This is a genomic window from Streptococcus sp. AS14, from assembly GCF_000286495.1.
GTDB lineage: Bacteria > Bacillota > Bacilli > Lactobacillales > Streptococcaceae > Streptococcus > Streptococcus sanguinis_P.
Map to the genome: position 1 here is coordinate 105,247 of NZ_ALKI01000007.1, position 25,882 is coordinate 131,128.

Sequence of the window (25,882 nt, forward strand, 5' to 3'; positions counted from 1 at the left end):
TATCCTCCATTAAATAGTATTTATGTTAATATTTCTACAATCGTTTCTACGATGCTGGTCGGAGTATAAAATTCACCGCCTCGTTTTCCTTCATATGCCGCAAACTGTTCAATACAATATTCATAAGCACGCCCAAGTATATCTTTTTCATTCTCACCTTCATACATTTGAATATTAGTAAAGATGTCTACAACTTCCCCTAAAACTCGCTTATCTAAGTCTGGACTGGCATAGATCTGAGGAAGGACATTCTCTAGACTAGGATTATCCTCTTCAATTTCACGCATAGCTTCATCCAAGACTGTGCCAATTTCCGAAGAATGGGCATGACTCGCAATAAATTGCCATCTAGCTATTTCAGGGACAAAGAAAATGTTCTCCTCTGAATATGCATCAGGATCATTCTCAAATCCGTAACCCTCTGCAAGTAATTGTTGGTATTTTTCTTCAAAAGCATCTGATACATATTTTAAAAAGATTAGACCAACAATAACTTTTCTGTACTCTGACGCTGAAATGTGCCCCCGAAGTGAATCTGCAGCATCCCATAGTTCCTTTTCAAATCCAATATTTGCGTTTGATTTTTTCGCCATTTTATACTCTTTTCCTATTTTAATCACATCCATTTTACCATATTTAAAGTAAGTTAAAAAGCACCGAACGATGCTTTTTTAGCTTATCAATAGTTTAAAACAGTCATTCTCTTGTTTTCTCCCCCGCCTCTAGTTTCAACAAGAAGGCTTTTTTATCAAGACCGCCGGCATAGCCGGTCAGCTTGCCGTCGCTTCCGACAATCCGGTGACAGGGAATCAGTAGTGAAATAGGATTATGGCCGATGGCACCACCGACTGCTCTAGCCGAGCCAATCTTACCGTACTCAGCTTGTAATTCTCGTAGAATGTCTGAATAGGTAGACGTTTGTCCATAAGGAATCTTCTGCAGCACTGTCAGAACCTTGCTTCTGAACTCAGTTACTTGGGGTGCCAATGGAATTTCATTTATTGCGGGATTTTCTCCCTTAAAATAAGCATCCAGCCAAGCAGAGACGCGTCGGCTGATTTCTGTCTCCTCCTGCTGCGCTTGCTCCAGATCATAGCCTGCCCCAAAATATTTCTGATTCTCCAGCCAAAGCCCCAACAAGGCATTTGCGTCTGTCAAGATAAGAATCCGACCAATCGGTGATGCATAATAAGTCTTGTACATGTTTTTTCTTTCTTTTAGCTTCTTGATATGCCTTATTATACCACTCTTGTCTTAACTTTAGCCACAATTCCATCTGGGTCTGTGACTTCCAGATCTTGGGAGCTAATCCATCGGACTGGCGCTTGCAAGTCCTGAGCATTTTCATAAATAGCTACTAGGTCTTCTTTCCCTTCTACTTGCGCTTCGAAATAGGCTAGTCCCATTTGCTTAGGTTGGCGATGATTCAAGTGAGAACCTCCCCATTCATTAACGGCTAAATGATGATGGTAGTTTCCGGATGCCAGCCAGCTAGCAGAAGGTACAGAAAATTTATCCTCCAAGTCTAGAAGCTTTTGGTAAAAATGACTGGCAGCTCTGCTATTTTTCACAGACAGATGGACATGGCCCATACGAGTGCCTTCCGCAATACTAAATGGTTGGACTTCCTGACCTAGTTCATAGATTTCTTGAGCCGCGAGCGCTTCCGTCACTCCGATAATGCGGCCATCTTCTCGAATATCCCAATCAGCCTGAGGTTTATCCCGATAAAGCTCAATGCCATTGCCTTCTGGATCCTCCAGATAAATGGCTTCACTATAACCGTGGTCTGCCCCTCCAACCATAGGAACTTTATTCTCTGATAAATGCTTAAGGATATCCGCCAAAGCTTGACGACTTGGAAGCAAAAGCGCCAAATGATAAAGACCGTAAGCCGACTTGACGGGCTGTCGGTCACTGGTTGCTAAGAGTCTCACCAGCGCTTGTCCGTCCCTGCCCAAAGCCACCTGTCCGTCCTGCTCTTCCAAAAGCTCCAGCCCTAAAACACGCTGATAAAAGTCCTTTTGTCTTGCTAAATCGGCAACATAAAGTGCCACCTCTCCTAGATAAATCTTGCTTTGATATTCAAAAGTCATGTTCTTTCTCCTCTCTTTAATTTTAAATGTCAGGAGTGCTCCTGCTCCATCTTTTTTTATTTCTCCAAAACAGAGATAGGTTCCTTGATATGGTTTTCCACATCTCTATTTGCTCCGAAGGATTATTCAGATTGTAATTGTTTTTATTACAACTATTAGTATAGCACAGTCTAATGTAATGTCAACAATTACATCTTAGAAAATTCTTAACAAAAAAAATCTGCTCACTAGGAAACAGATTGTTCTTTAATTTCTTTTTCGGTCGCTGCGACAACTTCGTCAAGGCTGGTCTGAGCCAATTCAGCTTCCATAGCTGCCTGAATAGCTGCCAAGCGGTCATCTAAGACATTGTGAATGTTCTTGCCGATAGGACAGTCTGGATTGGGCTTGTCATGAAAACTAAAGAGCTGGCCACTCTTGCCTAGACATTCAACCGCACTATAGACGTCCAACAGACTAATATCTTTCAAATCTTTGGCAATCTCTGCTCCTCCAGTCCCACGAGCAACGGTAATCATCCCGGCATTCTTGAGCTGGGACAAGGTCTTGCGGATAATGACCGGGTTGACTCCGACACTGCCAGCAAGGATATCACTTGTCAGTTTTTGTTTTTTTCCCTCCAAAGCCAGTACAATCAGCATATGAGTGGCAATGGTAAAACGGCTGGAAATCTGCATTTTCTCTCCTCCCTCATCATTTTCTCTCACTATTATATCCCAAAAAGGGTGTAACTTCAAGAGTTACGACTGGACTTTAAGAAAGCTGCAATCTCATCTGCATAGCCTTCCCGCTCACTGATTTCCCGCAGCAGGTCGTGGTTATGGGTATGGTGGATACCATTGACCAAACTCTCCCGATAAATCTCATAGTAAGGCAAGTGGAGCTCCCGAGCCAATCTCAGCTCCTGCTCCACATCATAAGCCACGCGCCGAAGGTCGACATCAGCCAGACCCGTCTCATCAATCTCTAAAATGGCATACTGGGCTCGCAAGTCCTGACGCAAAGCCGAATCTAGAAAGAATGGCTGACCAATAGAGCCGGGATTGATAATCAGCTGGCCCTTAGTCCCGTAGCGGAGAAACTGTTGGTGAATATGACCATAAACAGCAACAGCACAGTCATTTCCATCAAAAAGTCGGTCGAAATCCCTCTGCTCGCCAATATGAATCAGCTCCCGCCCCCAATTCTTATCTGGCAGATGGTGGCTGACCGCAATCTTCAACCCCTCTACTTCTGTTAGGATTTGCAGAGGAAGTTCCTGCATGCGGTCAATCTCTTCTGGACGGATTTCCTCTAGGACAAAATGGCAGAGCCGAGTCAGGTAGAGATGGCTGGGACGATCCAAATCCAGCTTTTGATGCAAAGCATGCCAGAGACTGTCTTCCCAATTCCCCCTGACCTGGAGGCTGATGTGCAGCTGCTCCATCCTATCTAAGATATTTCTGCGACCGGTTCCTGGCAGGAGCAAGTCCCCCAAAAACCAATATTCTGTCACTTGCTGGCTTTCCGCATCCGCCAGTACTGCTTCCAAGGCTGTGCTATTTCCATGCACATCGGATAATAAGGCAATTTTTCGTGTCATCGTATGTCTTTCTCTTTCTTTACAAGGAATATTATATCAAAGTTCAAAAAAACTTCCACTCATTAAGTGAGTGAAAGTTTTAAAGTGTTTTTTTATCAATCAACAGACTTGAGCGCTTCCAGCATATCCACCCGTCTGAGGCGGTAATTGACAAAGAAGCCAAGCAAGGTCAGAATAAGAGTCACTGCTGTTAGAGGAAACAGATAGACTGAGGGACTTACTTGAGGGGTTAAGCTGATAATGCTAGGCGCAACCTTCTCAATCAAAAAACGATGCAGGAAGAAACCGCCTAGAAGCCCAACTGCCATCCCAATCACTGAAAGAATAATGGTCTCTCGATAGATATAGAGGGTCACTTCCTTATTATGGAAGCCCAAAACCTTGATAGTGGACAGCTCGCGAATCCGCTCAGCTACATTGATATTGGTCAGGTTGTAGAGAATGACGACTGCTAAAAGAATGGAAATCAGGACCAAAACCAGCATCGTATTATTAAGAGAATCAGCTAGGACGTTGAACTGCTTCACCATGCTAGCATTTTGGGAGACACTCTTGACAGACTTGAGGCTCATAAATTCATTGGCCTTATCGACAATATTTTTACTAGAAGAGTCCTTGAGCCGCACTAGATAAGCATTTTTCTCAGGCTTTTTCCCGTAAATCTTCTGGTAGTCAGTCGCCTTCATAAAGGCAAAATGGCCAAAATGATTCTCATTGACTGCTGCGAGCTTGACAGACTTGCCACCCAGCTCTATACTGCCACCGGGGCTAACTCCAGCTATGCGGGCCAATTTATCCGAAACGACTGCACCGTCCTTGAGAGTCAGCTTTTGCTGGTTGTCAGGACTTTCTAACGAAATAAAAGGTTCAAAATTTTCCTTGTCCGTAACCATTAAAGTGACTGATTCTGTCTCTTTTTTCCCTTTGTATTTCTCTGTTAGGGTTTCACTATGGATTTCCTGATAGTCAGCAATCGAGTGATCTGCCAGCATCTTTTTCAGCTTGTCTTGTTCGGCTTGATTTTCCCCAGGATTGACAGCAACAATCAAGTCGTATCGCAGAATCTCCTCAAACTGACGTTTGGGAATACCACCAATAGAAGATTGGAGTCCTAGACCGGCAAAGAGCAGGGCAACAGAACCTGCCACACCAAAGATGGTCATAAACATCCGCTGCTTATAGCGAAAGATATTGCGTGCTGTGACCTTCTGAGTAAAGCTAAGACGTCGCCAGATAAAGGGCAGTCTTTCCAAGAAAATCTTGGAGCCCTTGACCGGTGGCTTGGGCAAAAGCAAGTGAGCTGCTTCCTCTGTCAGCTCCCGTCTTGCCACCAAATAGGCAGGGAGAACGCTGGAAAGAAGGGAAATCCCCAGGGCCAGTAAACTATAGGAAATATAAAAATATGCATGTGGGGCAGAAAGCACCATTCCTCTGGTAATAATAGAAGAAATCACTCCCGATAAGAAATAATGTCCCAGCAGAATCCCTATGAGGGTACCTAGACTCCCCGCCACCAAACCGTAAAGAGCAAACTTGCGAATGATATCACGGCTATGATAGCCTAGAGCTTTGAAGACGCCTGCATTCGTTCGCTCCTCATCGACAAAGCGAGTCATGGTGGTAAAGGTCACCATAGCAGCCACCAGATAGAGCACCACTGGGAAAATATTACCAATCGACGCAATACTATTCATGGAGTTTTTATACATATGATAGCCATTACCACCTGGCAGAGACTTGCGGTCATAGCTATGATAGGCCGGCTCTTTCAAACGACTAAGGTTTGCCTTAGCGTCAGCTAGCTTGTCCTTGCTAGCTGATAAGTCTTTCTCTGCCTGTGCCAGCTCTGCTTTTTTCTGATTGAGTTGGGACTCAGCTTCCTGAATCTGCTGGCTCTGGCTGAGCTGTGCAGGAGGGAGGATAGAAGCGGATTGAGCTGCTGCTAGCTGACTTTTTTGCTGGTCCAGCTGACTCTGAGCTTGCTCTAATTGTTTTTTACCTTGGGTCAGTTCGCTCTCAGCCTGAGCAATCTTATCTTGGCCCTTTTGAATGGTGCTTTTGGCATCTGCCTCTAATCGCTTAAAGCGAGCTGCTCCGTTATCTTCCAGGCTCTTGTCTAAAGCTGTCTGGTGCTGCTCCAAATGCTCCTGATAGCTTTCAGAGAAGGGAGCCAGCTTTTCTAAATCATGATAGCGCAGGCGGGCAATACTGTAAACATCTGTATCAAAGGCCTTTGGACTGACTACAGCATAGGCAGATAAAGCCCCGCTGCCACTAGTCGCATTGCCCAGATTTCTATCAGACCAAAGCTCTGCTGAGTTGACAAATCCCACGACCTTATAGGTCTTGTTTTTTAGAACTGACGGACTGCCGGCTTTCTCGGTCAGATCAATCTCCTGACCAAGTTTGTATTTCTTAGACCAAAAGCTAGCCAGAGCAATTTCTTTCTCTTTCTTGGGAAGACGACCAGAGGTCACTTGAAAGTTTGAAATATCCTTGGTATCCGAGAATACTCGGAGAGCCTCTTCGTCTACGGTGACATCTGTCAGATAGCCAAACTCGACATCAGCTCCCTTGATAGCTTCCAGCTCTTTTTGATCCGCCTTATCCAAACCATAGTCCGCCATAACAGCCAAGTCCATGGTTCGCTGCTCTTTCAAGTAATCTGTTGCTGTTCTGCGCATATTGGGTGGAGCGACCTTAAGTCCCACAAGAGCTAAAGAACCCAGCATCATGAGGATTAAAATAGATAGGAAACGTCCTTTAGAGCTAGTGAAGGAGCGCAGAATATCTTTCCAATAAATCTTTCTCTTCATATCAATACTCCAATGTACTTATATCCTGCGGTTGTTCATTGACTGTAACACTCTTGACCCTCGCATCGTGCATGCGGATAACCCGGTCAGCAATGGGAGCCAAGGCAGCATTGTGGGTTACGATAATCACCGTCGCCCCTTGATTGCGGGACATGTCCTGTAAGATTTGCAGCACTTGCTTGCCGGTATTGTAGTCCAAAGCTCCTGTCGGCTCATCGCAGAGCAAAATCTTGGGATTCTTAGCCACAGCCCGAGCGATAGACACCCGCTGCTGCTCCCCTCCTGATAGCTGGGCCGGAAAATTATTGAGGCGATTTTCCATACCAACCGCAGTTAGAACGGCAACAGGATCTTGAGCGTCCTTGACGATTTCAGAAGCCAATTCGACATTTTCCTTTGCCGTCAGGTTAGGCACCAAATTATAAAACTGAAAGACGAAGCCCACGTCATTGCGGCGATAGTCCGTCAGCTGGTGGGAATTGTAGTCAGCAATATTCTGTCCGTCTATCAGGATGTCTCCCTCATCATTGGTATCCATACCTCCGAGGATATTAAGTACCGTAGACTTACCGGCACCAGAAGCACCCAGGATAATAACCAGTTCCCCCTTTTCAATCTCAAATGAAATATCGTGATTGGCAACTATTTCCGTATCCCCCATTTGATAACGTTTAAAGCTATGTTTCATTTCAATATAAGCCATATCGTTCCTCTCCTTTTCAAAGCTCGTTTCCTTAAATCAACAAACTGTTGATTCCAAATCACAGATATTATATAATGAGCTTAGATAAAAAGCAATAACCAAAAATCAACAAAGTGTTGATTTAAGCAAAAAGGAAGAAAAATGGTCCAGAAACGAAAAACTAGCACTAAGGAAGACATCAAAGAAGCCTTGATTCAACTACTATCAGAGGAAAGATTTGATAATATCTCTATCAGCAAGCTCTGCATGCGGGCTGGGATTAACCGCGGCACCTTCTACCTCCACTACCAAGATAAGTATCAGATGGTTGATAGTCTCAAAAGCGAAATTATTTCCCAACTTTCTAGTTATAGCATGTTTGAAGCGGAGAACGAATATCCCCAAAAGTTAATGATAGCAAAATTTCATATACTGCGTGCCAATGAGCGTCTAATCAATGCCCTGACCAGAAGCCATTATATTGACTTTCGGGAAGCTATTCGGGAGTACATAACCAGTATCATTCTGAGTGATAAGCAAAAGGCTGCTACCCAGCGTTTTTTAGAGGAGAATTTTCACATCCCTCAGAAATACGCCCTAGAAATCTTCCTATCCAGTGTTGAGGGGATTATTTCTCTTTGGATAGCCGGCGGAGCTCAAGAAGAACCTGAAGAACTCACTGATATAATTTTGACTACTTATAACTATGACTATTTAAGATAAAGGCTCTAGCTTGAAGTATAGCCTGGACAAAAGTCGTTTTTTCCACTATGAAAAGCCGAACATTTTGCTCGGCCTTCTTTTTATTTTAGATTAGTTTTTCTTTGTTTTCTTCAAAAGGAAGAAGACTCCTGCTAGGATAATCAAACCTGCAAGGCCCATGATTGTGACTTGCTCCCCTGTTGATGGCAGGTCTTTTTTCTTGGCCTTGACGGACTGCTCATTTCGATACTGCACTTGGTAAACAGAGAAATGATTGGTCGTGAAGCTGATAGTCTGGTTTTGATTAACTGTTACATCAAATTTCTCAACCTGCTTGCCATTTTCATCCAAAGCATAGACGGCATCTATTGGCAGATCTTTGCGGACTGGGATCGTTACAAGAGTTGGACTGACCTGATGCACCGGCTGACCATTCGGATCGGTCAAGCTAATGTCATAAGTATCTGTCGGCTGAATCTTGCTTTCTAGTTTTTTCACTGACAGCTGAAAACCAGCCTTGACCAAATCAGCGTTTTTCAAACGAATGCCAGTTGCGACATCCACCAAGCTGTCATCTTCTACATTGACTTCCGTCCGTGTGTCCGAACTGCTAGAGGTTGCCGAAGAGGAAGAACTTGACGAACTTTGAGATGACGAAGAGCTGCTAGAATCTTTGCTGGAGCTAGAAGGAGTGTTTTTTGCTGCTTCCTTGATTTTAGCTTCCATTTCAGCTTCGAGCTCTTTCATTTCCTTAAAGACTTGCGCTGCTCGAGCTTGTGTTTCCTCAGTAACTTTGGCTGAAGAATCTGGCAGAGCTGCATTGGCTGCATCTAGAGCATTTTGCTCCTCAATAAAGCGGGCTTCCAAGGCCTTCCACTTGTCTTGGACAGAAGTACCAAAGAGGTCCTGATGCTTGGCTGCCATATCATAGATATGAGATGCTACCCAGTACCAAGAGTCTGGACTGTAGCTAGTTGTGTTGACCTTATAGGCATCGTAAGTATCTGTGATATTGCCATTATAAGGCAGGTAAGGTGAGAAGCGCGGGCTGCCTACCGCCAGCCACATAGTGCCTCCTCCCATATTGGCTGGAACACCGTCTTTGAGCTGGAAGATATGAGCTTCCATAACATTTGGATTGCCCAATGGATATTTGTAAACAGGGTCTGTCGTACCGCGTTGTGGCAGCCCCTTACCATCTAGCTCCATTTGATCCAGAGGTTTGAACTGAGTGCCCTCAAAGCGATTGCGCTGCATAGCCATAACATCTGCTACACTGATCTTTCTGTCTGTGGAGTGCATGAGATCAAAGTAAGAGTCGTTATAAGACACGGCCGCATTTGGATCTAGACTGGTGATACCCGCCCAGGCACGTGAACGATCTGCCTCTGCCATCGGTGGATTATAGGACTGAGAAATGTGGAATTTGCCGTCAATTTCTTTATAAGAGTTAGCTTGCTTGGCTACATCCTGAACACCCTTTGAGGCAATAACATTTTCTGTATCGTCAAAATCAACACTGCCTAAGAAGAAAGTATTAGGAAAGACAGCATACTTGTCATCTGGGAATTTAATAGCAACATATTGGTGGCCAGATAGGATTTCCATATACCAGACACCGGTCTTATCAGCGATGGTGATAATATTCCCCTCTGCTGCTCCCTGCTCTCTGACAATCTGCGCCATCAGCTCCACACCCTGACGAGCTGTCTGAACGTGGGGCAGAACGACGGTTGTCAGGATAGACTCTGCCAAACCATTTGCTACATAAGGATCCACTTTTTGGATGGCATCATTAGCCTTGGCAGAAACAGTCGCAGAAATGGAAACACCGTATTCATTGAAGCCAACCTCGTCAAAAATACCTTGGGATGGGGTCACATCTGAGACCGAGGTATACTTGTAGCTTTCTGCCGGCAGGGTCCATTCAAAACCGTTGGTTTCGTCAACCAGCTTGGCACCACTCGCATTGGTCTTTCTCGGATGAACTAGAAAGACCTTATTGTGATTAGGCTCCAAGTCCTCTGTCCGACCATAAAGCGTCGTGCCGTCTGCTGTCAGGTCTTTCCCGACGATAAATCCTGTGCAGGCTTCGACCACTTGGAAAGGAAAGAGGAAAATGGTCGAAAGAGCTAACAAGGAACGAAACAATATTTTTTTCATAAAAATATCTCCTTTGTTTTTTTGTAAAAAATTACAAAATGAAATACTATATTCAGTATAGCCTTTTACTCCAAGTTTTGCAAGCGATTTCAAGCTCTTGTTTGATATATTCCCTGAAAATTATTTAAATTTCTAAATCTGTCTTTTTCTCCTTCAAAACCAGTCGGTAGACTTCTATAAAGGTAGCAACGAGAAAGGCAAATAAGAAACCGACAACGATGTTAATCCGATGCTCTGTTTCGAAGAAAGGAGAGTTCCAAATAAAGTGATTGGCAACGGTTGACACGACGCACCAGAGACCAAAGAGACGGTATTTCTTGTAAGCCGTGGAAAAGAGAAGATAAACCCCAACAGTCACCACTGCTGTATAGAGAGTATGCGAAGCCAATCCGCCAGCAATTCTGCCAACTGCTTCTAAGGAACCACTATATTGTCCTCCGAAAGTCACTCTGGATACATAGCCAATATCCTCTATGACTTGAAAGCCAAAACCCGAACTCAGTCCAGCGATTAAGACAGACTGAATATCCTTGCGTCCCAAAATGTAGAGAGCGGCAAAGGCTGTCAGAGACTTGAAAAATTCCTCTGCAAAAGGAGCTGTCAGTGCATTTGTCCAATCATTGAAAACAGCAGGATCCTTGATAAAGTTAGAGTTAATAATATCAATCAAACTATTGCCCGCAAAGCTTAGCCAGCCAGAGATAAAGGCACCTCCAAAGAGGGCTGTTGCTAGAACAATCATCTCAACCGATAACTTCTTGGCAAGTTTTTTAATCAAGAAATAGAAAGGCAGGAAAAAAGCAGCTAAAACAGCTAAGTTCAGAACCAAGTCGCGGCCAGCTTCTAAGGTGACATCCTTCTCTGCCATGCTCCCAAGCTCAAACTGCAAGCCGATACCAGCTAGGACTAAGTAGATATAGAGAGCAATTCTTCTTGTTTTATTCATGACTGTCTGCTCCTTTTCTATTTTTTCCTTTGACAAGATAAATCGCTATTCCAATGACAGTCAGCACAAAGATGCCTCCTGCAATAGCAATATCATAGTCAAAATCTTCCAGACGAATGGTCTCCTCTGTGTCAGAGTCCTCTAACTCCTCAATCTCTTCTAAAGCACTTGTACCATATTCAGCCACGACCTTATCTTCAGCAATCTTCTGAATTTCCTTAAGGCGCTTAAAGACTGAATCCGCTCGCTCCATAGAATCTTTTGTTGCTTTCAGACTGGCTTGTTCTGGCTGTTCAGATAGACTAATCTGCTCGTTGTCATGAGCTGGCTGTTCCTCCATCCATTGGCTTTCCATACGCTCAATTTCAGTGCGAATAGAGCCATCTTCAAATAGTTCTGGATATTTTGCAACCAAATCATTGATGCGGCTAACAGTCCAATACCAGGAATTCTCATTGTAGGCTGTACTCATTTCTTGATAAGGCTGAGAGGTATTGCTGATGTTGCCATAGTAAGGGAGGTAGGGTGCATTGCGCGGACTTCCCATGGCCAGCCAGAGAATTCCCCCGCCAGTATTGGCAGGTAAATTATCCTTGAGCTGGAAGATGTGAGCCTCCATGACATTTGGATTGGAGATAGGATATTTATAAACTGGGTCTGCTTTGGTTTTATCAGGAATCCCTTTTCCGTCTAGCTCCATCTGATCTTGTGGTTTAAAGTCTGTTCCTTCCAAGCGATTGCGCTGCAAGTTCATCGCATCACGCAGACTAAGCTTATCGCTGGTTGAGTGCATGAGTTCAAAGTATTCATCATCATATTGCACATCTGCATTGGGATCCAGCGCCTTGATACCAGACCAAACCCGAGAGCGGTCAGCTTCAGCCAGCGGCGGATTATAGGATTGGGCTACATGGAAGCTGCCATTGATTTCCTTATAGGTGCCAGCATCCTGGGCTATTTTTTCAAGATCAGCTGAAAGAATCGTGTTTTCAGTATCATTTTTATCTACACTGCCTAGGAAAAATGTATTGGGAAAAACAGCGTATTTGTCGTCTGGGAACTTGATGGCAGCGTATTGGTGACCAGATAGGATTTCCATATACCATACACCCGTCTTGTCAGCAATCGTCACGATATTGCCTTCGGCTGCACCTTTTTCTCTAACAATTTTGGCTAGTAGTTCTACTCCTTCTTTAGCTGTTTTCACATGAGGCAGGACTACAGAAGTTAAAGCAGATTCAGCGATACCGTCCTTAACGTAAGGGTCTACTTTTTGAATATCATCATTAGCACTGGCCGAGACTGTCGCAGATATAGAAACGCCTTCCTCATTAAAACCGGCCTCATCGAAAACTCCCTGCTCTGGTGTCACATCCGGTACCGCCGTATACTTGTAGCTAACAGCTGGCAAATCAAAGCTAAAGCCATTGGTTTCATCTACAAATTTATCACCAGCCTTGTTATACTTGCGCTCCCGTACCACAAAATTCTTGTTGTGGTTGGGCTCCAGGTCCTCTGTTCGACCATAGAGAGTCGAACCATCCGTCGTCAAATCCTTGCCGATAATAAATCCGGTACAGGCTGAGACAGCCTGAAAAGGGAAGAGTGTAAGAAGCATCAAGGCTGGAATAGCCCAACTGAAAAATTTCTTTTTCATCAGTTTCTCCTTTGTATATTAATTGATAAAATATTTATCGCATATTTAGTATACTATTCTCTTGCTATGGTTGCAAGCGTTTCCAAAATCTCTTCTGCTAACTAAAATGAATAAATTCCCCTAGGAAAAAATTACTCTAGCTCTATACCTAGCAGCCCCTCCAAGCCTGTTGTATAAATTTCCATAGATGTATATCAAGCTGTATAAAAATTTTTTTGTAAAAGAAAAAAGCCAGATAAAATCTGACTTTAAAGACACGTGGCTGCGGAGGCACAACCCGCAGCCGCGCAAGTGTCGCAGGAAAGAATGGATAGGGGAAAAAGAACAAACTTCTCTCCTATTACCAAACTGGTTGTGCTTCATAGCTTAGATTATTTTACCGTCTTCTCTAGACAAGCCATCTTACCATACGCTGACCCGCTTATCTGGAGCCAGATACATGGCATCACCTTCTTTAATTTCTGGATAGGTTTCATAGAAGGCCTCTACATTTTTGAGTTGTTGGTTGACCCGAAGCTCGGAAGGAGCATGAACATCTACCTTCAAGAGAAGTTGGTTAAATTGCAGACTAGCCTTGCTTCTCCAGATATTGGCATAGTTTTCAAAGTAATTCTTCAAGTCTGCATCTGGATATTTCTTTTTCACAACTTCGAGAGTGGCTGAAAGTCCACCGGCATCGGCTACATTTTCTGTTACTGTAAGCTTGCCGTTGACCTTGCCGCCGTAGATTTCAATACCATCCCACTGCTTGGTAACAGCTTCAATTTTCTTGTCAAAAGCTTTCTTATCTGCTTCTGTCCACCAATTGTTCAAATTCCCCTCTTCATCAAAGTTTGCACCGTTTGAGTCGAAGGCGTGAGTAATCTCATGACCAATAACCATACCAATACCGCCGTAGTTCTTTTCCATCTCTTGCTTAACATCAAAGAATGGATTCTGCAGGATTGCAGCTGGGAAGTTGATACTGTTATTTTCCTGTGAGTAGTAAGCGTTGATATCATAGGAAGGCATGACCCACTCGTCCTTGTCTACTGGCTCAGAGAAGTGCTCAACATCATATTGATGTTTTGCTTGACTCAAAGCAATTGCATTCTCAAAGAAGGATTTTTTATCGTCTACTTTCAAGGCCTTAGTCGCTTCGCGAACTTTTTCAGGATAGCCGATATAGAGTTTCATAGTATCCAGCTTCTTGACTGCCTTCTGCTTGGTTTCTTCTGATAGCCATTCGTTTTTCAGCATACGTTCCCGATAGACTTCCTTGATATCCTTGACCATTTGGGTTACTTCTTGCTTGGCTTCCTCACCGAAATATTTACGTCCATAGTAAAGACTGAAGACATCTGAAAAAGTTCCTGTTGTCAGATTGTAGGCTGCATCTTCTTTTGAAGTTGCTTCCTTAGTACCTTGCAAGGATTTTTGGTACTCTGCAAAAATCAGCCGATAGTCATCGGTTAGAAAACTAGATGCTGATGCGGCTTGCTTCACAAGTATCCAAGATTTGAGCTTGGCAAAGTTCTTGTCGTTGACTACCTTGGCAAAATTTTCATAATACTTAGGGTTAGGTACATTGACATCACCAGCTTCCTGGCCTAGATAGTCATTGATAATATCGTGAAACTTAAAGGTATCAGAGTAGGCATTGATGTCTTCAGCCGTCTTAGGATGGTGAAGATTTTTAATTTCCGAAGTTTCTTCATTACTTTGGGCATACTTGGCCAGTTCTCCATCAAATTCTAAGGCTTCTTTGACAATCTTTTCGCTCTCTTTTTCACTGTAGCCCAGCTTTTGCATGGCTTCTTTGAATGCTTTTTCCAGCGGATCCATCATCCTTTTCTTAGCACCTTCATCTTCATAGTAGCTCTTATCCGGCAGCATAAGACTTGGACTGGACAGATTCACTTGTTTCTGATTGGTATTTTCTAGGTTAGAACTAATTTCAAGGGTAAACGGCAGTGCTAGACCACGCTTTTCCCAGTCAACAGCCTTACTGGCTAGGTCCTTCAAATCGGACAAGTCTTCAATTTCCTTGAGATAGGGCTTGAGAGGGGCTAGGCCATCCTTTTCCCGCTGCTTGAAGTCAGTCGCTTGCTGATAGTATTTGATAAACTCAGGCATGCCTTCAATCGTTGACTCTTCTTTACCAGAGACTAGATTTTTGACATCCGCCTTCATCTTATCCTTGACCTGCTCGTTCAGTTCATAAAACACACCGTTAGACGGCTGATCGCTAGGAATCTCTGCCTTTTCCAGCCATTTTTTATTGATGGCCTGATAGTAATTGGTCCTCACTGTGGCATTCTTATCGATCGGTGTCTCCTGAGGGACAAAGGTCTTATAAGCCCAATAGCCACCGGCAGCCAAGATTAGGCCGGTCACAGTCAACGTAGAAGTTAGAATGATTTTGGTTCTTTTCTTCATGAGTTCCTCCTTGTATATTAAGTAAAATATAATTGACTTTTTTATTTTACTCATTTACTTTAACATATTCTTTTTTCCTCGTCAACAGAAAACTGAAGGTCTGGAAAAATTTGCCGCAAGAAGAGAGAATTAGGTCGTTCAGTCTGCTTTTAAAAGTGATCTGCTCTAGACTCACACTTAAAGAAAAACTAAAGTTTCTATCAGCTGTCCTGTTGCTTCCAGCTCTTTTCTCTCGCCCCTTGCACTTTCTAGTATAGCGTCCAAACTTCAGATATTTCTCAAGAAATTCTAAAATATTTCTAAAGTTTTTTACTAAAATAAAAAGACTGAGACAAAAATATCTCAGTCTAGCTTTATTATGTTCAAAAAATATTGAATCTGAGACAATTTAAATTGTCTCCCAGACCTTTTAAACCTAAGCCTCAAAATAAGTGGGCCAAGCTAAATTTTCAAAAATTTAGTTCTGTCCTAGCATCTTCTACTGAACCTTTTTAGCCAGCATAGTCGCAAAGCGCAGCTGAATTCGATTGCCGTTTTCATCACGGCGATGGAGGTGACCAGGATTTTCATTGTACTTAACCAGCTCCCAGTCCTTGTAATACTCGGCAAGCTCGCCTTCCTTAAACGCAAAAGGAAAGGGAACAGAGCATGGGAAGTCTTCTGTATCCATAGCACAGACAATGAGATTATAGCCACCAAGCGCTGTGTGCTCTTGCATATTTCGGATAATATCCGGAATTCGCTCCGCCTGCAGAAACATAAGGACAACGGTGGAAACGATCAAATCATAAGTCTGGGTTAGACTAGCTGAGTTGATATCGTAACTACCCACTGGCAGATCTAAATCCTCCTGCTCCACAATGCTACGTAAGATCTCCAGTGCCAGCTCATTCTGATCTACAGCTGTCACTTCAAAGCCCTGCTTAGCTAGAAAGAGAGCATTGCGACCTTGACCACAGCCCAGATCTAAAGCCCGTCCAGGCCGGACTGTTTGCATGGCTTCCAAAACCTCTGAGTGCACTGGATTACTGCCGTATTTCTTAGGGAAATAATCCTCAGGCCGACAGTAAAACTCCAAATACCACTCTAGGTCATCCGTCAAGGCTTCGACCCGATGCCAAGCTTGGGGCTGGGCAAAAGGATTGTCCTGACCAGCCTCAAAGATGTGCTCAGCCAGCTCCTCACCTTCCTCTGACATCTCGACAAACTTAAGGCGTCCCTTGAGAACATTGATTTTGCCCCAAGTTCCCTCTTTGGTATTGTGCTTTCTCTTTACTGTCTCTGGCATTGTCTCAGCCGTCCACAGCGGCATGCGTTTATAAGCTAGCAATTCTTCTGTCATAAATAATCCTTTCTCTAAAAGCAAACTACGAGTAATCTAACTGTCTTTATCATACTCGAAAAGCACAGACTTTACAAGTGCCAAGTTGAACTGTCTCTAGCAAAAAGAAAGAACTGGTCAATCAGCCAGTTCTTTCTCACATAGGAAGTTTACTTTTCAGCATCTATCTCTTTACGACTCATCAGTATACCCTTTCTTGTAAAATTGATTTATTCTGTTTTTGTTTCATTAATTCCTTATCCTTACTCTCATCATAAAACTGGTTGAATTCCTCTTTAGAGTTAAAAGGATGTTCCAATCCATCTTTACTGATACTTGCTGGAATCACACCTTCATATAAGTCTGTATTCGAAGGAACTAACAGACTATAAAACTCTAGATAGTCTTTAACGCTCTTATCAAGTATATAAAGTTGAGAGTTCGTTTTTTCCAATAATGCCGCTGCCTTTGGGTCTGTTTGCGCCATCAAGATATTTCGAATCCAACTTGTATCCACAGCTTCATCTAAAGGATATAAAATAGGAAATCTGAAATTCCCCAACTTTTCATCAAACTGTTGCCTATTTAGTTTAAAATTAAAGGTTGGGCTTTGAAATTGTGCTGTCTTGTTATCTTCCCATTCAATTTTTCGAGTATCAAGATTGTACCAAAGAGTTTGAAACTTATCATGTTCCCCAGACTCAGAGGCAAGAATAGACAAATAATTATTTCCATCAATGACAGTTAATGTTTCCTCTATTCCTCTAGGTAAATATCGAGAATTATAGTCTGAAACTAATTTATACAAATCTTCTTTATAACCTTCTAACTGTTGATTCTTAACGTGGTAAATGGATAAGGTATAATAGTTACCTTCATTTTTTTTATCGAGATAATTCGGTCCTGAAGGAAGCTTCATGTTCTCTCGAACAATATAGTTGGCATTACGCGCACCACGTGTCACTTGCACTGGTTCATCTGCGTTTTTCAGAGTAGCATACTTGCGAACTAAGGCATCTTCCTCTGGATTTTCTGATTTCCAATGAACCACTACCCCTGTACCATTTTCAAGAAAAGAATAATCATCAATTGTAAAAGTCCCTGTATAATAAATTAAGGATTCATAAGTTTCTCTTTCTTCCTTAGCTTTTTGAAGCTGATCTTGTTTTAAATGACACTGCCAAGCAAATATGGCAAGTCCCAAGACTGCTAAAGCAAGAATACTTAACAATAATTTTCTTATCATTTTTTACCTTTCTTCTTATCGTTTCTATTTTTCTTTTTGTGGATGGGTTTCAACCCAATTCTTGAAATCATTAAAAGATCGAATCTGTGTTTTCTCTCCAGTTGCTTCATCTGTGGCATAAAGTTCCATTACATCCTGACCTTCGGGCGCAAACCAATGAATTAAATCATTAAACCACTCCTCCTCATTGTATTGCTCTGGACGGAAATAGATTTTATTCATTTCTTTTATATTTGTTGAAATTTCTGGATAGAGTTTTGCAAAATTAGTGCCTGAAAGATCTAAATTACCTTTATCATAAGAAGCTACTAAGTAACCTGGTCCATATCCTAAGTGATAATTTGATGTTGAAGAACTAATCTGACTCTCTATACCTCCTTTTTTCCAATTGGTAGCCATAGGCGAAGAAGCCTCCAAAGGAAAAATTGTGATATCCTCTTTACTTAAAAATTCATTGAACTCATTTTCTGACATCTTCTTTTCGATTTTTCCCGTATCCAACGACAGAATTACGTATATAGTTTTTTCTATCTTACCGCCTTCGTTCGAATACATGCTAAAGGATAAATATTCTTTTCCATCCCTTGAGAACTGCTCCCGAATCTGCTTAAGCCTATATGTATTCTCTCGTCCTAACAAACTATAGATATCGACTTCTTTGCTAGTTATTTTGGTGGAATCGTGTAAATCATAAATCTTGATTTTGAAATATTCCTCTTTATTTACTTTAGATGAAATTATACTGTCATATTCATCCAAACTGTTGTATTTAAAATCCGTTATATAATTTTGACTATAGCGAAAAGAATCAGTTTCTTTACTGCCAACCAAAACATATTTATCTTTATTAAATAGCTGTATTCCTTCAACACAATATTCACTCTTAGTATATTCTTTCTTCTTCCCACCTAGAAAAAAAGTCAGTGAAGCCACGGAAGTCAGAATCAAACAGAATATAAATATGAAAAATTTTTTATTGAGTTTCATTTGCTTACCACCAGTTTTTAATTCATCTAGCCATTTATTTTGATAGTCCTCGGAGTCATTCCACTTTTTTTCATCAATCATTCACCAAAAGTGGTCATCCTCAAACTTCATCTCCCATTATAGCATAAATCAAAAGTCACAGTTGAATACTTAAAAAGACCGGTCACCCAGTCTTTTATCTTGTATGAAAGTTGCTATGTCCTTTTTTAACCCTAGCATTTTGACTATTTATGCTGCCAAAAAACTCAACAATTCCTTTGAGAATTCATCCGCATATTGGAAAATGGAACCATGTCCAGCATTTGGATAGATAAGAAGTTTGCTGCCTTCTACCTTTTCATGCATAGCATAAGAATTTTCTGTTGGGACTTGCATATCCTTATCACCATTCACAATTAAGGTTGGTTGAGTGATATATTTCAGATCGTCTTGTGGAGCTTGTCCCCAAGCCTTGATTGCCTTGAGCTGCGTTAAGAAACCAGCAATTTTCATGTCTTTGTCCTTAAATTCCTCAGTCCGCGCGCCCATACGATCTAAAACCTTCAAAGCCTCTACTTTACCTTGCTCATCATGATTGTAAAAAATATAGCGTTTTGGGTCAATACGCTCAAGGGCAGCTTTAAACATATATTTGAATGTTTTTCCGGTAACCTTATCCATTTCAAATCCACCTCGAGGACCAGTTCCTGCCAAAATAAGACAATTAACCAAATCAGAATCCATACGAACTATTTCTTGAGCAATCATACCGCCCATAGATAGTCCTAAAAGGTTGATACGATTGTAACCTAAATCACTTATAATGGCGATGGTTTGCTCTGCCATGCCTGGGATAGTCGTTGCAACTTTTCCCTGACTGGCCCCAACACCTGGTAGGTCTAAGACAAGGACATGATGCTCTTTCGCAATCAAATCTAAAAGTTTTGGATCCCAATTGTCCAAGGTCGCAGCCAAGTGAACTAACATAACAAGCGGAAAGTCAGACTTACCCTTGCTAAGTTCACGATAAGCAATTTGATTGCCGGCAACAGAGATGTATTGATTTTTTGTTGTAATGTAAGACATAAACTTCTTTCTAATTATTCAAAGCTGAGAACTGTTTTCCCACGTGAACGTCCATTCGCAACCTTGTCGAGAGCAGCATTCACCTCATCAAACGGGTAAACTGTATCAATAGATGGTTTGATTTCAAGCTTACTGAAAATATCTGCCACTTCTTGTAATTGAGCACCATTACTTTCAACAAAGATAAAATGATAATGAACACCATACTTCTCAGCCATCTTATCAAACTTACGACCAGCAAGTCCTAGCAAGATTTGTTTCCATTTTGGCAAGTTCATACGTTTAGCAAAAGCACCATTTGGCATCGCTCGAAGAGAAACCAAGTGTCCACCTTTTTTCATGATAGACATTTGCTTCTCTGTTTCAGAACCACCAAGTGTATCCAAAACATAGTCCACATCGCTGACAGTTTTTGTATAATCCTCCGTCTTGTAATCAATAAAGCGATCTGCCCCCAGTTTCAAGACACGCTCAGCGTTAGCAGCAGCACCATTCGTGATGACCTTCAAGCCTTTTGCTTTAGCAATAGGAATCGCCATGCCACCAACACCACCTGTACCTCCAGAGATGAAGATTGTTTTACCAGCTTGAGCTCCCATAAGCTCAAGAGCTTGCATAATAGTCAAAGCTGTCAAAGGTACCGCAGCGGCTTCTATGTCTGTCAAATATTCTGGAACTTTTGCCAAGGCTTCACTATCTACACCAACATATTCCGCAAAAGCTCCGATATGATCAAGTGGGAGGCGAGCAAAAACACGGTCGCCAAGTTTGAAGTTGCTGACACGGCTTCCAAGTTCTTCAATAACTCCAACAACTTCATTTCCAGCTGTTTGCGGCAATTTGTAAGGAACAATCATCTTAACTTCTCCTCGGGAAATCATATTGTCCAAAGGATTGACTCCCGCTGCAGTGACCTTAACCAAAACTTGATTATCTGTAATGATAGGCTTTGCTATTTCTGTTATCGTAAGGTTGATGTTCTTTTTATCGTATTTTGTATGTAGTGCTGCTTTCATTATAATCTCTTTTCTATCCTTTATCTTCTTTGCATCAAGTGCAAGACTGTATTTTTGTTTTTAAAACTAAGATTTTACAAGTCAGTTTCGAACTTGATTAGCTGTTTTATATAAATTATTGATGACATCATCTAATGTTTGATGACTTAGTGCTTTTTCTAGCTGAGCTTCTGTGCTAGCGAAAATTGGCGAGACCGCTTCTTGAATATTTTGTCCGACAGGACATTCTTGATTAGCGTTCTGATGCATTTGAAACAAACTAATGTGCTTAACTTCTTGGGTCGCATAATAAATCTCAAGTAAACTCATCTTCTTAGGAGATTTGCCGAGTTGGTAGCCCGATTTACCTTGATGAGAAATAATTAAACCTGCATTTTTCAACAAGGTAATGACTTTTCGGATATAGCTAGAATTAGTTCCTACACTCGTCGCTAAGTTTTGCGAACTCAAAGTCTCCCTACTCTCACTAATCATTGTCAAGATATGCAAAGCCACTGAGAATTTTGTATCCATAGAAACTCCTTTTCCATAAACTTGTATCTGATACAAGAACAAGTATATCACCTGGATGGTTACTTATCAACTATTATGCTCACTTCTTTTTTTAAAATTAGAAAAGTCATCGAAGACAATCGAATAACTGGAAAACTTGCTCCCTAAAATAAAAAAGACCGGTCGCCCAGTCTTTCATCTTGTATTAAAGTTTTTCATTTGTCTTGCGATGTCGCGGTTTTGCTCGCGGCGTTTGATGGACTCGCGCTTGTCGTAGTCGTGCTTCCCTTTGGCTAAGCCCAGGAGCAGCTTGGCATAGCCGTCCTTGAGATAGACCTTGAGCGGCACCAGCGTCATGCCGGTTCCCTTGGTCTCCTGCTCCAGCTTTTGGATCTGCTTCTTATGCAGCAGCAGCTTTCTGCGACGCTCAGGCTCTTGGTTCCAGATATTGCCCTCTTCATAAGGCGCGATATGGACATTGCTAAGCCAGGCCTCACCGTTCTTGATCTGGGCAAAGCCGTCTTTGAGATTGATGCGGGCGGCACGGACACTCTTAATCTCCGTCCCTGTCAGCACCATGCCAGCCTCGATGGTGTCTACGATGGTGTAGTCGTGTCTGGCCTTTTTATTTTGCGCGACGACCTTTCCTTCTCCCTTTGCCATGCTTGGCTCCTTTCTTGACTAGTTCCTTGTAAAATGCCTTCTGGCTCTTGCCTTTCTTGGACTTCTTATCTTTCTTATCTCTGTAGCCTTTTTCTTTGGAAGAATGGCTGCGCTTGTCATCTTCACGGCGTCTCTTTCTGCCTGACTTGCCTCTGCCACTCTTGCTAGTCTTTTCTACCAGGTCAAATTCACTAGGCAAGTATTCAAAGTCAATCTCGCCTGTAGCCTTATCCGCTCGGACCAGCTTGATACGAATCTGCTGACCGACCTTGAAGACCACGCCGGACTTTTCTCCTTGCAGGGTCATCGTCCGCTCATTGTAGCTGTAAAACTCTGGCAAGTTTGTGACATGGATTAAGCCTTCGACCGTATTAGGCAGTTCGACAAAGAGTCCAAACTTAACCACGCTTGAGACCACGCCGTCAAATTCTTCTCCAACAAAGTCTTCCATGAACTCAGCCTTCTTCATAGCTTCAACTTCACGCTCGGCCTCGATAGCCCGACGCTCTCGGCTGGAGGACTGACTGGCAATCTCTGGAATCACTTGCTCAAAATGCTCTGCTATTTCTTTAGATTTGCCATAATCCTGTACCATCCGATGAACCAGAAGGTCCGGATAGCGGCGAATCGGACTGGTGAAATGCGTATAAAACTCCGCTGCCAGACCATAGTGCCCGTGATTGTGCTCAGAGTAGCGAGCCTGCTGCATGGAGCGCAAAAGCATCATGGACAGGACTTCCTCATAAGGCTGGTCTTTGACCGCCTCCATAATATCCTGCAGAGCCTGCTGACTCATAGAGCTAGCCGTCCCGTATATCCGAATCCCAAAGCTAGAGGCGTAGTCGATAAACTTCTGCACCTTCTCCGCCTTAGGCTCCTCGTGGATCCGATAGATGAAGGGCAGATTTAGCTTAGCAAAATGCTCAGCCACCGTCTCATTCGCCACCAGCATAAAGGACTCAATCATGCGCTCAGCAATTCCCCGCTGACGCAGGACAATATCCACCGGCCGACCTTCTTTGTTGACCATGATTTTGGCTTCATTGGTGTCAAAGTTGAGCGCACCGCGTTTAAAGCGCATGCTTTCCAGAATCTCATGCAGCTGGACCATGCTGTCAATACTGGGCACAATGGCCTTGAACTGCTCAGCTTTTTCCTGATTTCCAGCAATGATGTCGTTGACATCACTGTAAGTCATGCGAAAGGTTGTCTTGATAACAGTCTGAGTGATGATATGCTTGACCACGCGCCCCTTGGCATCTATCTCCATGATAGCCGACTGGGTCAGCCGGTCCACATTGGGATTGAGGGAGCAGATACCGTTGGACAGGCGCTCTGGCAGCATAGGCACCACGCGGTCGGTCACATAGACAGAAGTCGCTCGATTGAGGGCTTCCTTGTCCAGCTCAGAGCCTTCTTTGACATAGTTGGACACATCTGCGATATGGACGCCTAGCTCAAAGTTGCCATTTTTCAGACGCTTGATATGGACAGCATCGTCCAAGTCTTTGGCATCCGCTCCATCAATGGTGAAGATAACCTCTTCACGCAGGTCCAAACGTCCTTCCAAATCACTCTCTGTCGGTGCATCTGGAACTCGCTCTGCCTCTTCCAAGACCTTTTCTGGAAATTCAGAGACAATGTCCATAGACTCCAGCACTTCCAGCACATCAATACCTGGATCGTTGACATGACCGACTACATCGACCAGACTCGCCACAAAGAAATCGTGTTTCTTGGTTGGATATTTGTCAATAGCGACCTTGAGCACCTCTGTACCATCCAGAACCATAGCTGGTTTTTTGACATAAATAGGCTGGCGGATTTTCTGATTTTTCGAGCGGATATAGCCCGCATACTTGGGCTTTTCCTCATCCAGAACCAGCTGGCCAACTGCTGAAGTCAGGCTGTGCTCCAAAATATCGATAATCTTAGCCTCAGCTGATGTTCCCTTGATCCGGTCTGCCACCTTGGTAATGACTACTTCCACCGTATCGCCATCAATGGCATGATTGACATCATTACGGCCGACAAAGAGGTCATCCTCTTCCTCATTCAGGGTGACAAAGCCAAAGCCATTCTTGTGGGCATGAAAAACACCCTTGAGCGTCAGACGCTCTTGCTTTTTCTTCTCATAAAGCTCAATCCGCCCCTTGTCATCAAAGCGAATCTGATGCTTTCTTTCCATCTGGGAAATGGTCTTGACCAAGCTACTAAAATCTTTGGAAGACTCTTTCCCCAAAGCAGCCGCCAGCTCATCTACGCTAGCCTGCTGCCTGTCTTTTAAATATTCAATGATTTCTGATTTCATATTCCTCTTCTCTTGATGAGTTCTTTCTTCATCTCTTTTAAATCTCTTTAAAACTTAAAAAATAGGCCGAGACGAAGTCAGAGCCCATTTTATTTACTAGATAATACTGCTAATACCAATGCAATCAGTAGCCAGAAGAAAATCATGATTCCCGTCATACGCTGCATCACAGCTTCAAAACCGCGTGCCTTAGGACGTTCAAACAAATCGTTGGCACTGGCATCAAAGACGTTGCTAGACTGATTTTTGGTTGGCTGCATGAAAATTGCAATGACAATAATAGCTGATAAAATGACTAAAATGGTTAATAATAGGTTGTACATAAATAAAAACTCCTTAAAATCCTATCTATTTTATCATAAAATCTACTTGGATTCAAGATGTAAAGTCACTTTTCTTTCCTTAGGACAATACTTTAAGACCTCAATTTTGTCCGGATGCGTTTTAGTATTTTTGCTGGTCAGATAGTTCTGACTGCCGCAGCTGGAACATTTTAAATTTATTTTAACGCGCACTAGATATCCTTCTTTTTAAATAAATTTCGAAAACTAAAGAGATTGGCCAGCATACTGACAGCAACTAGCCCTGCTGTTGCATAAAAGACTGAATGATAGCCATAGGCTGCCGCAATGAACGATCCAGACATAGGGCCGACCACCCCACCCAGATAAAAGAAAATCTGATTATAGCTGAAAATCCTAGAGATTCCAAATTTGGGTGTTATCTTACTTAGCAGAGCATTGACACCTGGTATCAGCGCCCCTGTTCCTAGACCAAATAAAAAGCGATAAAAGCCTAGCTGCATAGGGGAGCCAGCATTGGCACAGAGCAGATAAATCAGGATTGAATAGAACTGAGCCAGCACCAGGAGCCTGTGATTTCCGATACGGTCTCCTAACCGCCCCAAAATACTGGAGCTCATCATGCTGGAAAGTCCCATGCTAGAAACGATGAGACCCGAAACAAAAATCAGATTGTCCTTTTGACCCAGTTCTCTGACATAGAGGGCAAGGATAGGGCTGATAGATTGAGCTGCAAACTGGATAACAAAGCTGGTCAGAAAGAGATTAATCAGCATCTTAGGATACCTGAGTTGACGCAGCAATTCCCTATAGCCTACCTCTTCTTGTCGGGTCACTGGCACAAAATCCTCCCGAATCAAATAAAAGGTCATTAAGGCTGATGCTAGAAAAAAGGCGCCAATCAGAAGAAAGACATTGCGAATACCGAACATCTCCGCAATCAGACCGCCAATAAATGGCCCCATAAGATTACCCGCAACGACACCGGTCGAGAGAGTTCCCAGAGCATAACCCGTTTTTTCCTTGGGAGCCTGACTGGCAATCAGAGCTGTGCTGTTGGGAACATAACCAGCGAAAACACCGTTTAGAAAGCGTAGGAGCAAGAGCCAGAAAATATTGGGCACAAAGGCAATACCGCCCATAGTAAAAACCATGGCAAAAGCCGCACGTACCATCATAGGCTTGCGGCCATATCGATCAGCCAGACTTCCCCAAACAGGAGAGAGCAGGGCCGCTGAGATTGCAGAGAGAGAAATCCCTAGCCCAGCGTAATACTCCACCTCATGACCTCTGGCACCCAGCTGCTCCACGAAAAGTGGCATAAAAGGCGTCACCAGAGAAATGCTGGCACCTGTCAGGAAGTTCCCAAACCAAGCGACTTTCAGGTTATGTTTCCAATTTACTTGATTTGTAATAA

Annotated in this window: 22 protein-coding genes and 1 pseudogene; 1 reads left to right on the top strand and 22 read right to left on the bottom strand. The window is 42.9% G+C overall.

The window, feature by feature from the left end; translation table 11 throughout:
• Positions 1–26: 26 nt before the first annotated feature.
• The 7 genes and pseudogenes from HMPREF1150_RS08815 to HMPREF1150_RS08785 form a co-directional block, all read right to left on the bottom strand.
• Positions 27–593, bottom strand: a pseudogene (locus HMPREF1150_RS08815) (type I restriction-modification system subunit M N-terminal domain-containing protein); the annotation flags it as partial.
• Positions 594–696: 103 nt separating this feature from the next.
• On the bottom strand, positions 697–1,203 hold the full coding sequence (locus HMPREF1150_RS08810; protein WP_009659253.1) for a methylated-DNA--[protein]-cysteine S-methyltransferase: 507 nt from the start codon (positions 1,201–1,203) through the stop codon (positions 697–699).
• A gap of 35 nt (positions 1,204–1,238) precedes the next feature.
• On the bottom strand, positions 1,239–2,096 hold the full coding sequence (locus tag HMPREF1150_RS08805) for a VOC family protein (RefSeq protein WP_009659281.1): 858 nt from the start codon (positions 2,094–2,096) through the stop codon (positions 1,239–1,241).
• A gap of 227 nt (positions 2,097–2,323) precedes the next feature.
• A complete protein-coding gene (locus tag HMPREF1150_RS08800; RefSeq protein ID WP_002912933.1) occupies positions 2,324–2,773 on the bottom strand; it encodes an Rrf2 family transcriptional regulator in 450 nt (149 codons plus the stop codon).
• A gap of 56 nt (positions 2,774–2,829) precedes the next feature.
• Positions 2,830–3,678 carry a metallophosphoesterase gene (locus tag HMPREF1150_RS08795; protein WP_009659259.1) on the bottom strand — a complete coding sequence of 283 codons (849 nt, stop codon included), beginning with the start codon at positions 3,676–3,678 and terminating at the stop codon, positions 2,830–2,832.
• Positions 3,679–3,773: 95 nt separating this feature from the next.
• Positions 3,774–6,494 carry an FtsX-like permease family protein gene (locus tag HMPREF1150_RS08790; RefSeq protein WP_009659271.1) on the bottom strand — a complete coding sequence of 907 codons (2,721 nt, stop codon included), beginning with the start codon at positions 6,492–6,494 and terminating at the stop codon, positions 3,774–3,776.
• 1 nt (position 6,495) lies between these two features.
• Positions 6,496–7,197 (bottom strand): ABC transporter ATP-binding protein, encoded by a 702-nt coding sequence (locus HMPREF1150_RS08785; protein WP_009659251.1) that lies wholly within the window; start codon positions 7,195–7,197, stop codon positions 6,496–6,498.
• Between the two features lie 141 nt (positions 7,198–7,338).
• On the opposite strand from HMPREF1150_RS08785, the gene HMPREF1150_RS08780 reads away from it, so the two are divergent.
• On the top strand, positions 7,339–7,899 hold the full coding sequence (locus tag HMPREF1150_RS08780; RefSeq protein ID WP_009659293.1) for a TetR/AcrR family transcriptional regulator: 561 nt from the start codon (positions 7,339–7,341) through the stop codon (positions 7,897–7,899).
• A gap of 90 nt (positions 7,900–7,989) precedes the next feature.
• Here HMPREF1150_RS08780 and HMPREF1150_RS08775 read toward each other — a convergent pair whose 3' ends face one another.
• The 15 genes from HMPREF1150_RS08775 to HMPREF1150_RS08710 form a co-directional block, all read right to left on the bottom strand.
• Positions 7,990–10,041 carry a C69 family dipeptidase gene (locus HMPREF1150_RS08775; RefSeq protein WP_009659244.1) on the bottom strand — a complete coding sequence of 684 codons (2,052 nt, stop codon included), beginning with the start codon at positions 10,039–10,041 and terminating at the stop codon, positions 7,990–7,992.
• Between the two features lie 124 nt (positions 10,042–10,165).
• The gene (locus HMPREF1150_RS08770; RefSeq protein WP_002909271.1) at positions 10,166–10,987 is read right to left on the bottom strand and encodes a PrsW family glutamic-type intramembrane protease; all 822 of its coding nucleotides are present in this window, start codon (positions 10,985–10,987) and stop codon (positions 10,166–10,168) included.
• Positions 10,980–12,644 (bottom strand): C69 family dipeptidase, encoded by a 1,665-nt coding sequence (locus HMPREF1150_RS08765; RefSeq protein WP_002909270.1) that lies wholly within the window; start codon positions 12,642–12,644, stop codon positions 10,980–10,982. The genes HMPREF1150_RS08770 and HMPREF1150_RS08765 overlap by 8 nt, the downstream gene beginning before the upstream one ends.
• A 402-nt stretch (positions 12,645–13,046) precedes the next feature.
• Positions 13,047–15,116 carry a M13-type metalloendopeptidase gene (locus HMPREF1150_RS08760; protein WP_032905372.1) on the bottom strand — a complete coding sequence of 690 codons (2,070 nt, stop codon included), beginning with the start codon at positions 15,114–15,116 and terminating at the stop codon, positions 13,047–13,049.
• 424 nt (positions 15,117–15,540) lie between these two features.
• Entirely contained in the window at positions 15,541–16,404 is an 864-nt protein-coding gene (gene tehB, locus HMPREF1150_RS08755) for an SAM-dependent methyltransferase TehB (RefSeq protein WP_009659302.1), read from the bottom strand.
• A gap of 181 nt (positions 16,405–16,585) precedes the next feature.
• Complete coding sequence (locus HMPREF1150_RS08750; protein WP_009659236.1) at positions 16,586–17,629, bottom strand: hypothetical protein; 1,044 nt, start codon at positions 17,627–17,629, stop codon at positions 16,586–16,588.
• 24 nt (positions 17,630–17,653) lie between these two features.
• Positions 17,654–18,616: a hypothetical protein gene (locus HMPREF1150_RS08745; RefSeq protein WP_032905385.1), complete on the bottom strand. Its 963-nt coding sequence runs from the start codon at positions 18,614–18,616 to the stop codon at positions 17,654–17,656.
• Between the two features lie 228 nt (positions 18,617–18,844).
• Positions 18,845–19,681 (bottom strand): alpha/beta fold hydrolase, encoded by an 837-nt coding sequence (locus HMPREF1150_RS08740; protein WP_009659258.1) that lies wholly within the window; start codon positions 19,679–19,681, stop codon positions 18,845–18,847.
• Between the two features lie 14 nt (positions 19,682–19,695).
• Entirely contained in the window at positions 19,696–20,697 is a 1,002-nt protein-coding gene (locus HMPREF1150_RS08735) for an NADP-dependent oxidoreductase (protein WP_009659291.1), read from the bottom strand.
• Between the two features lie 81 nt (positions 20,698–20,778).
• Entirely contained in the window at positions 20,779–21,210 is a 432-nt protein-coding gene (locus HMPREF1150_RS08730) for an Rrf2 family transcriptional regulator (protein ID WP_009659354.1), read from the bottom strand.
• Between the two features lie 174 nt (positions 21,211–21,384).
• Positions 21,385–21,852 carry an SsrA-binding protein SmpB gene (gene smpB / locus HMPREF1150_RS08725; protein ID WP_002894882.1) on the bottom strand — a complete coding sequence of 156 codons (468 nt, stop codon included), beginning with the start codon at positions 21,850–21,852 and terminating at the stop codon, positions 21,385–21,387.
• Entirely contained in the window at positions 21,815–24,163 is a 2,349-nt protein-coding gene (gene rnr, locus HMPREF1150_RS08720) for a ribonuclease R (protein ID WP_009659346.1), read from the bottom strand. Before rnr ends, smpB begins: the two co-directional genes overlap by 38 nt.
• Positions 24,164–24,252: 89 nt before the next feature.
• Positions 24,253–24,486 (bottom strand): preprotein translocase subunit SecG, encoded by a 234-nt coding sequence (gene secG / locus HMPREF1150_RS08715; protein WP_002894878.1) that lies wholly within the window; start codon positions 24,484–24,486, stop codon positions 24,253–24,255.
• A 42-nt stretch (positions 24,487–24,528) separates the two neighbouring features.
• Positions 24,529–24,678: a 50S ribosomal protein L33 gene (rpmG, locus tag HMPREF1150_RS11505; protein ID WP_080555633.1), complete on the bottom strand. Its 150-nt coding sequence runs from the start codon at positions 24,676–24,678 to the stop codon at positions 24,529–24,531.
• On the bottom strand, positions 24,678–25,880 hold the full coding sequence (locus HMPREF1150_RS08710) for a multidrug efflux MFS transporter (protein ID WP_332249981.1): 1,203 nt from the start codon (positions 25,878–25,880) through the stop codon (positions 24,678–24,680). Before HMPREF1150_RS08710 ends, rpmG begins: the two co-directional genes overlap by 1 nt.
• Between the last annotated feature and the right edge of the window lie 2 nt (positions 25,881–25,882).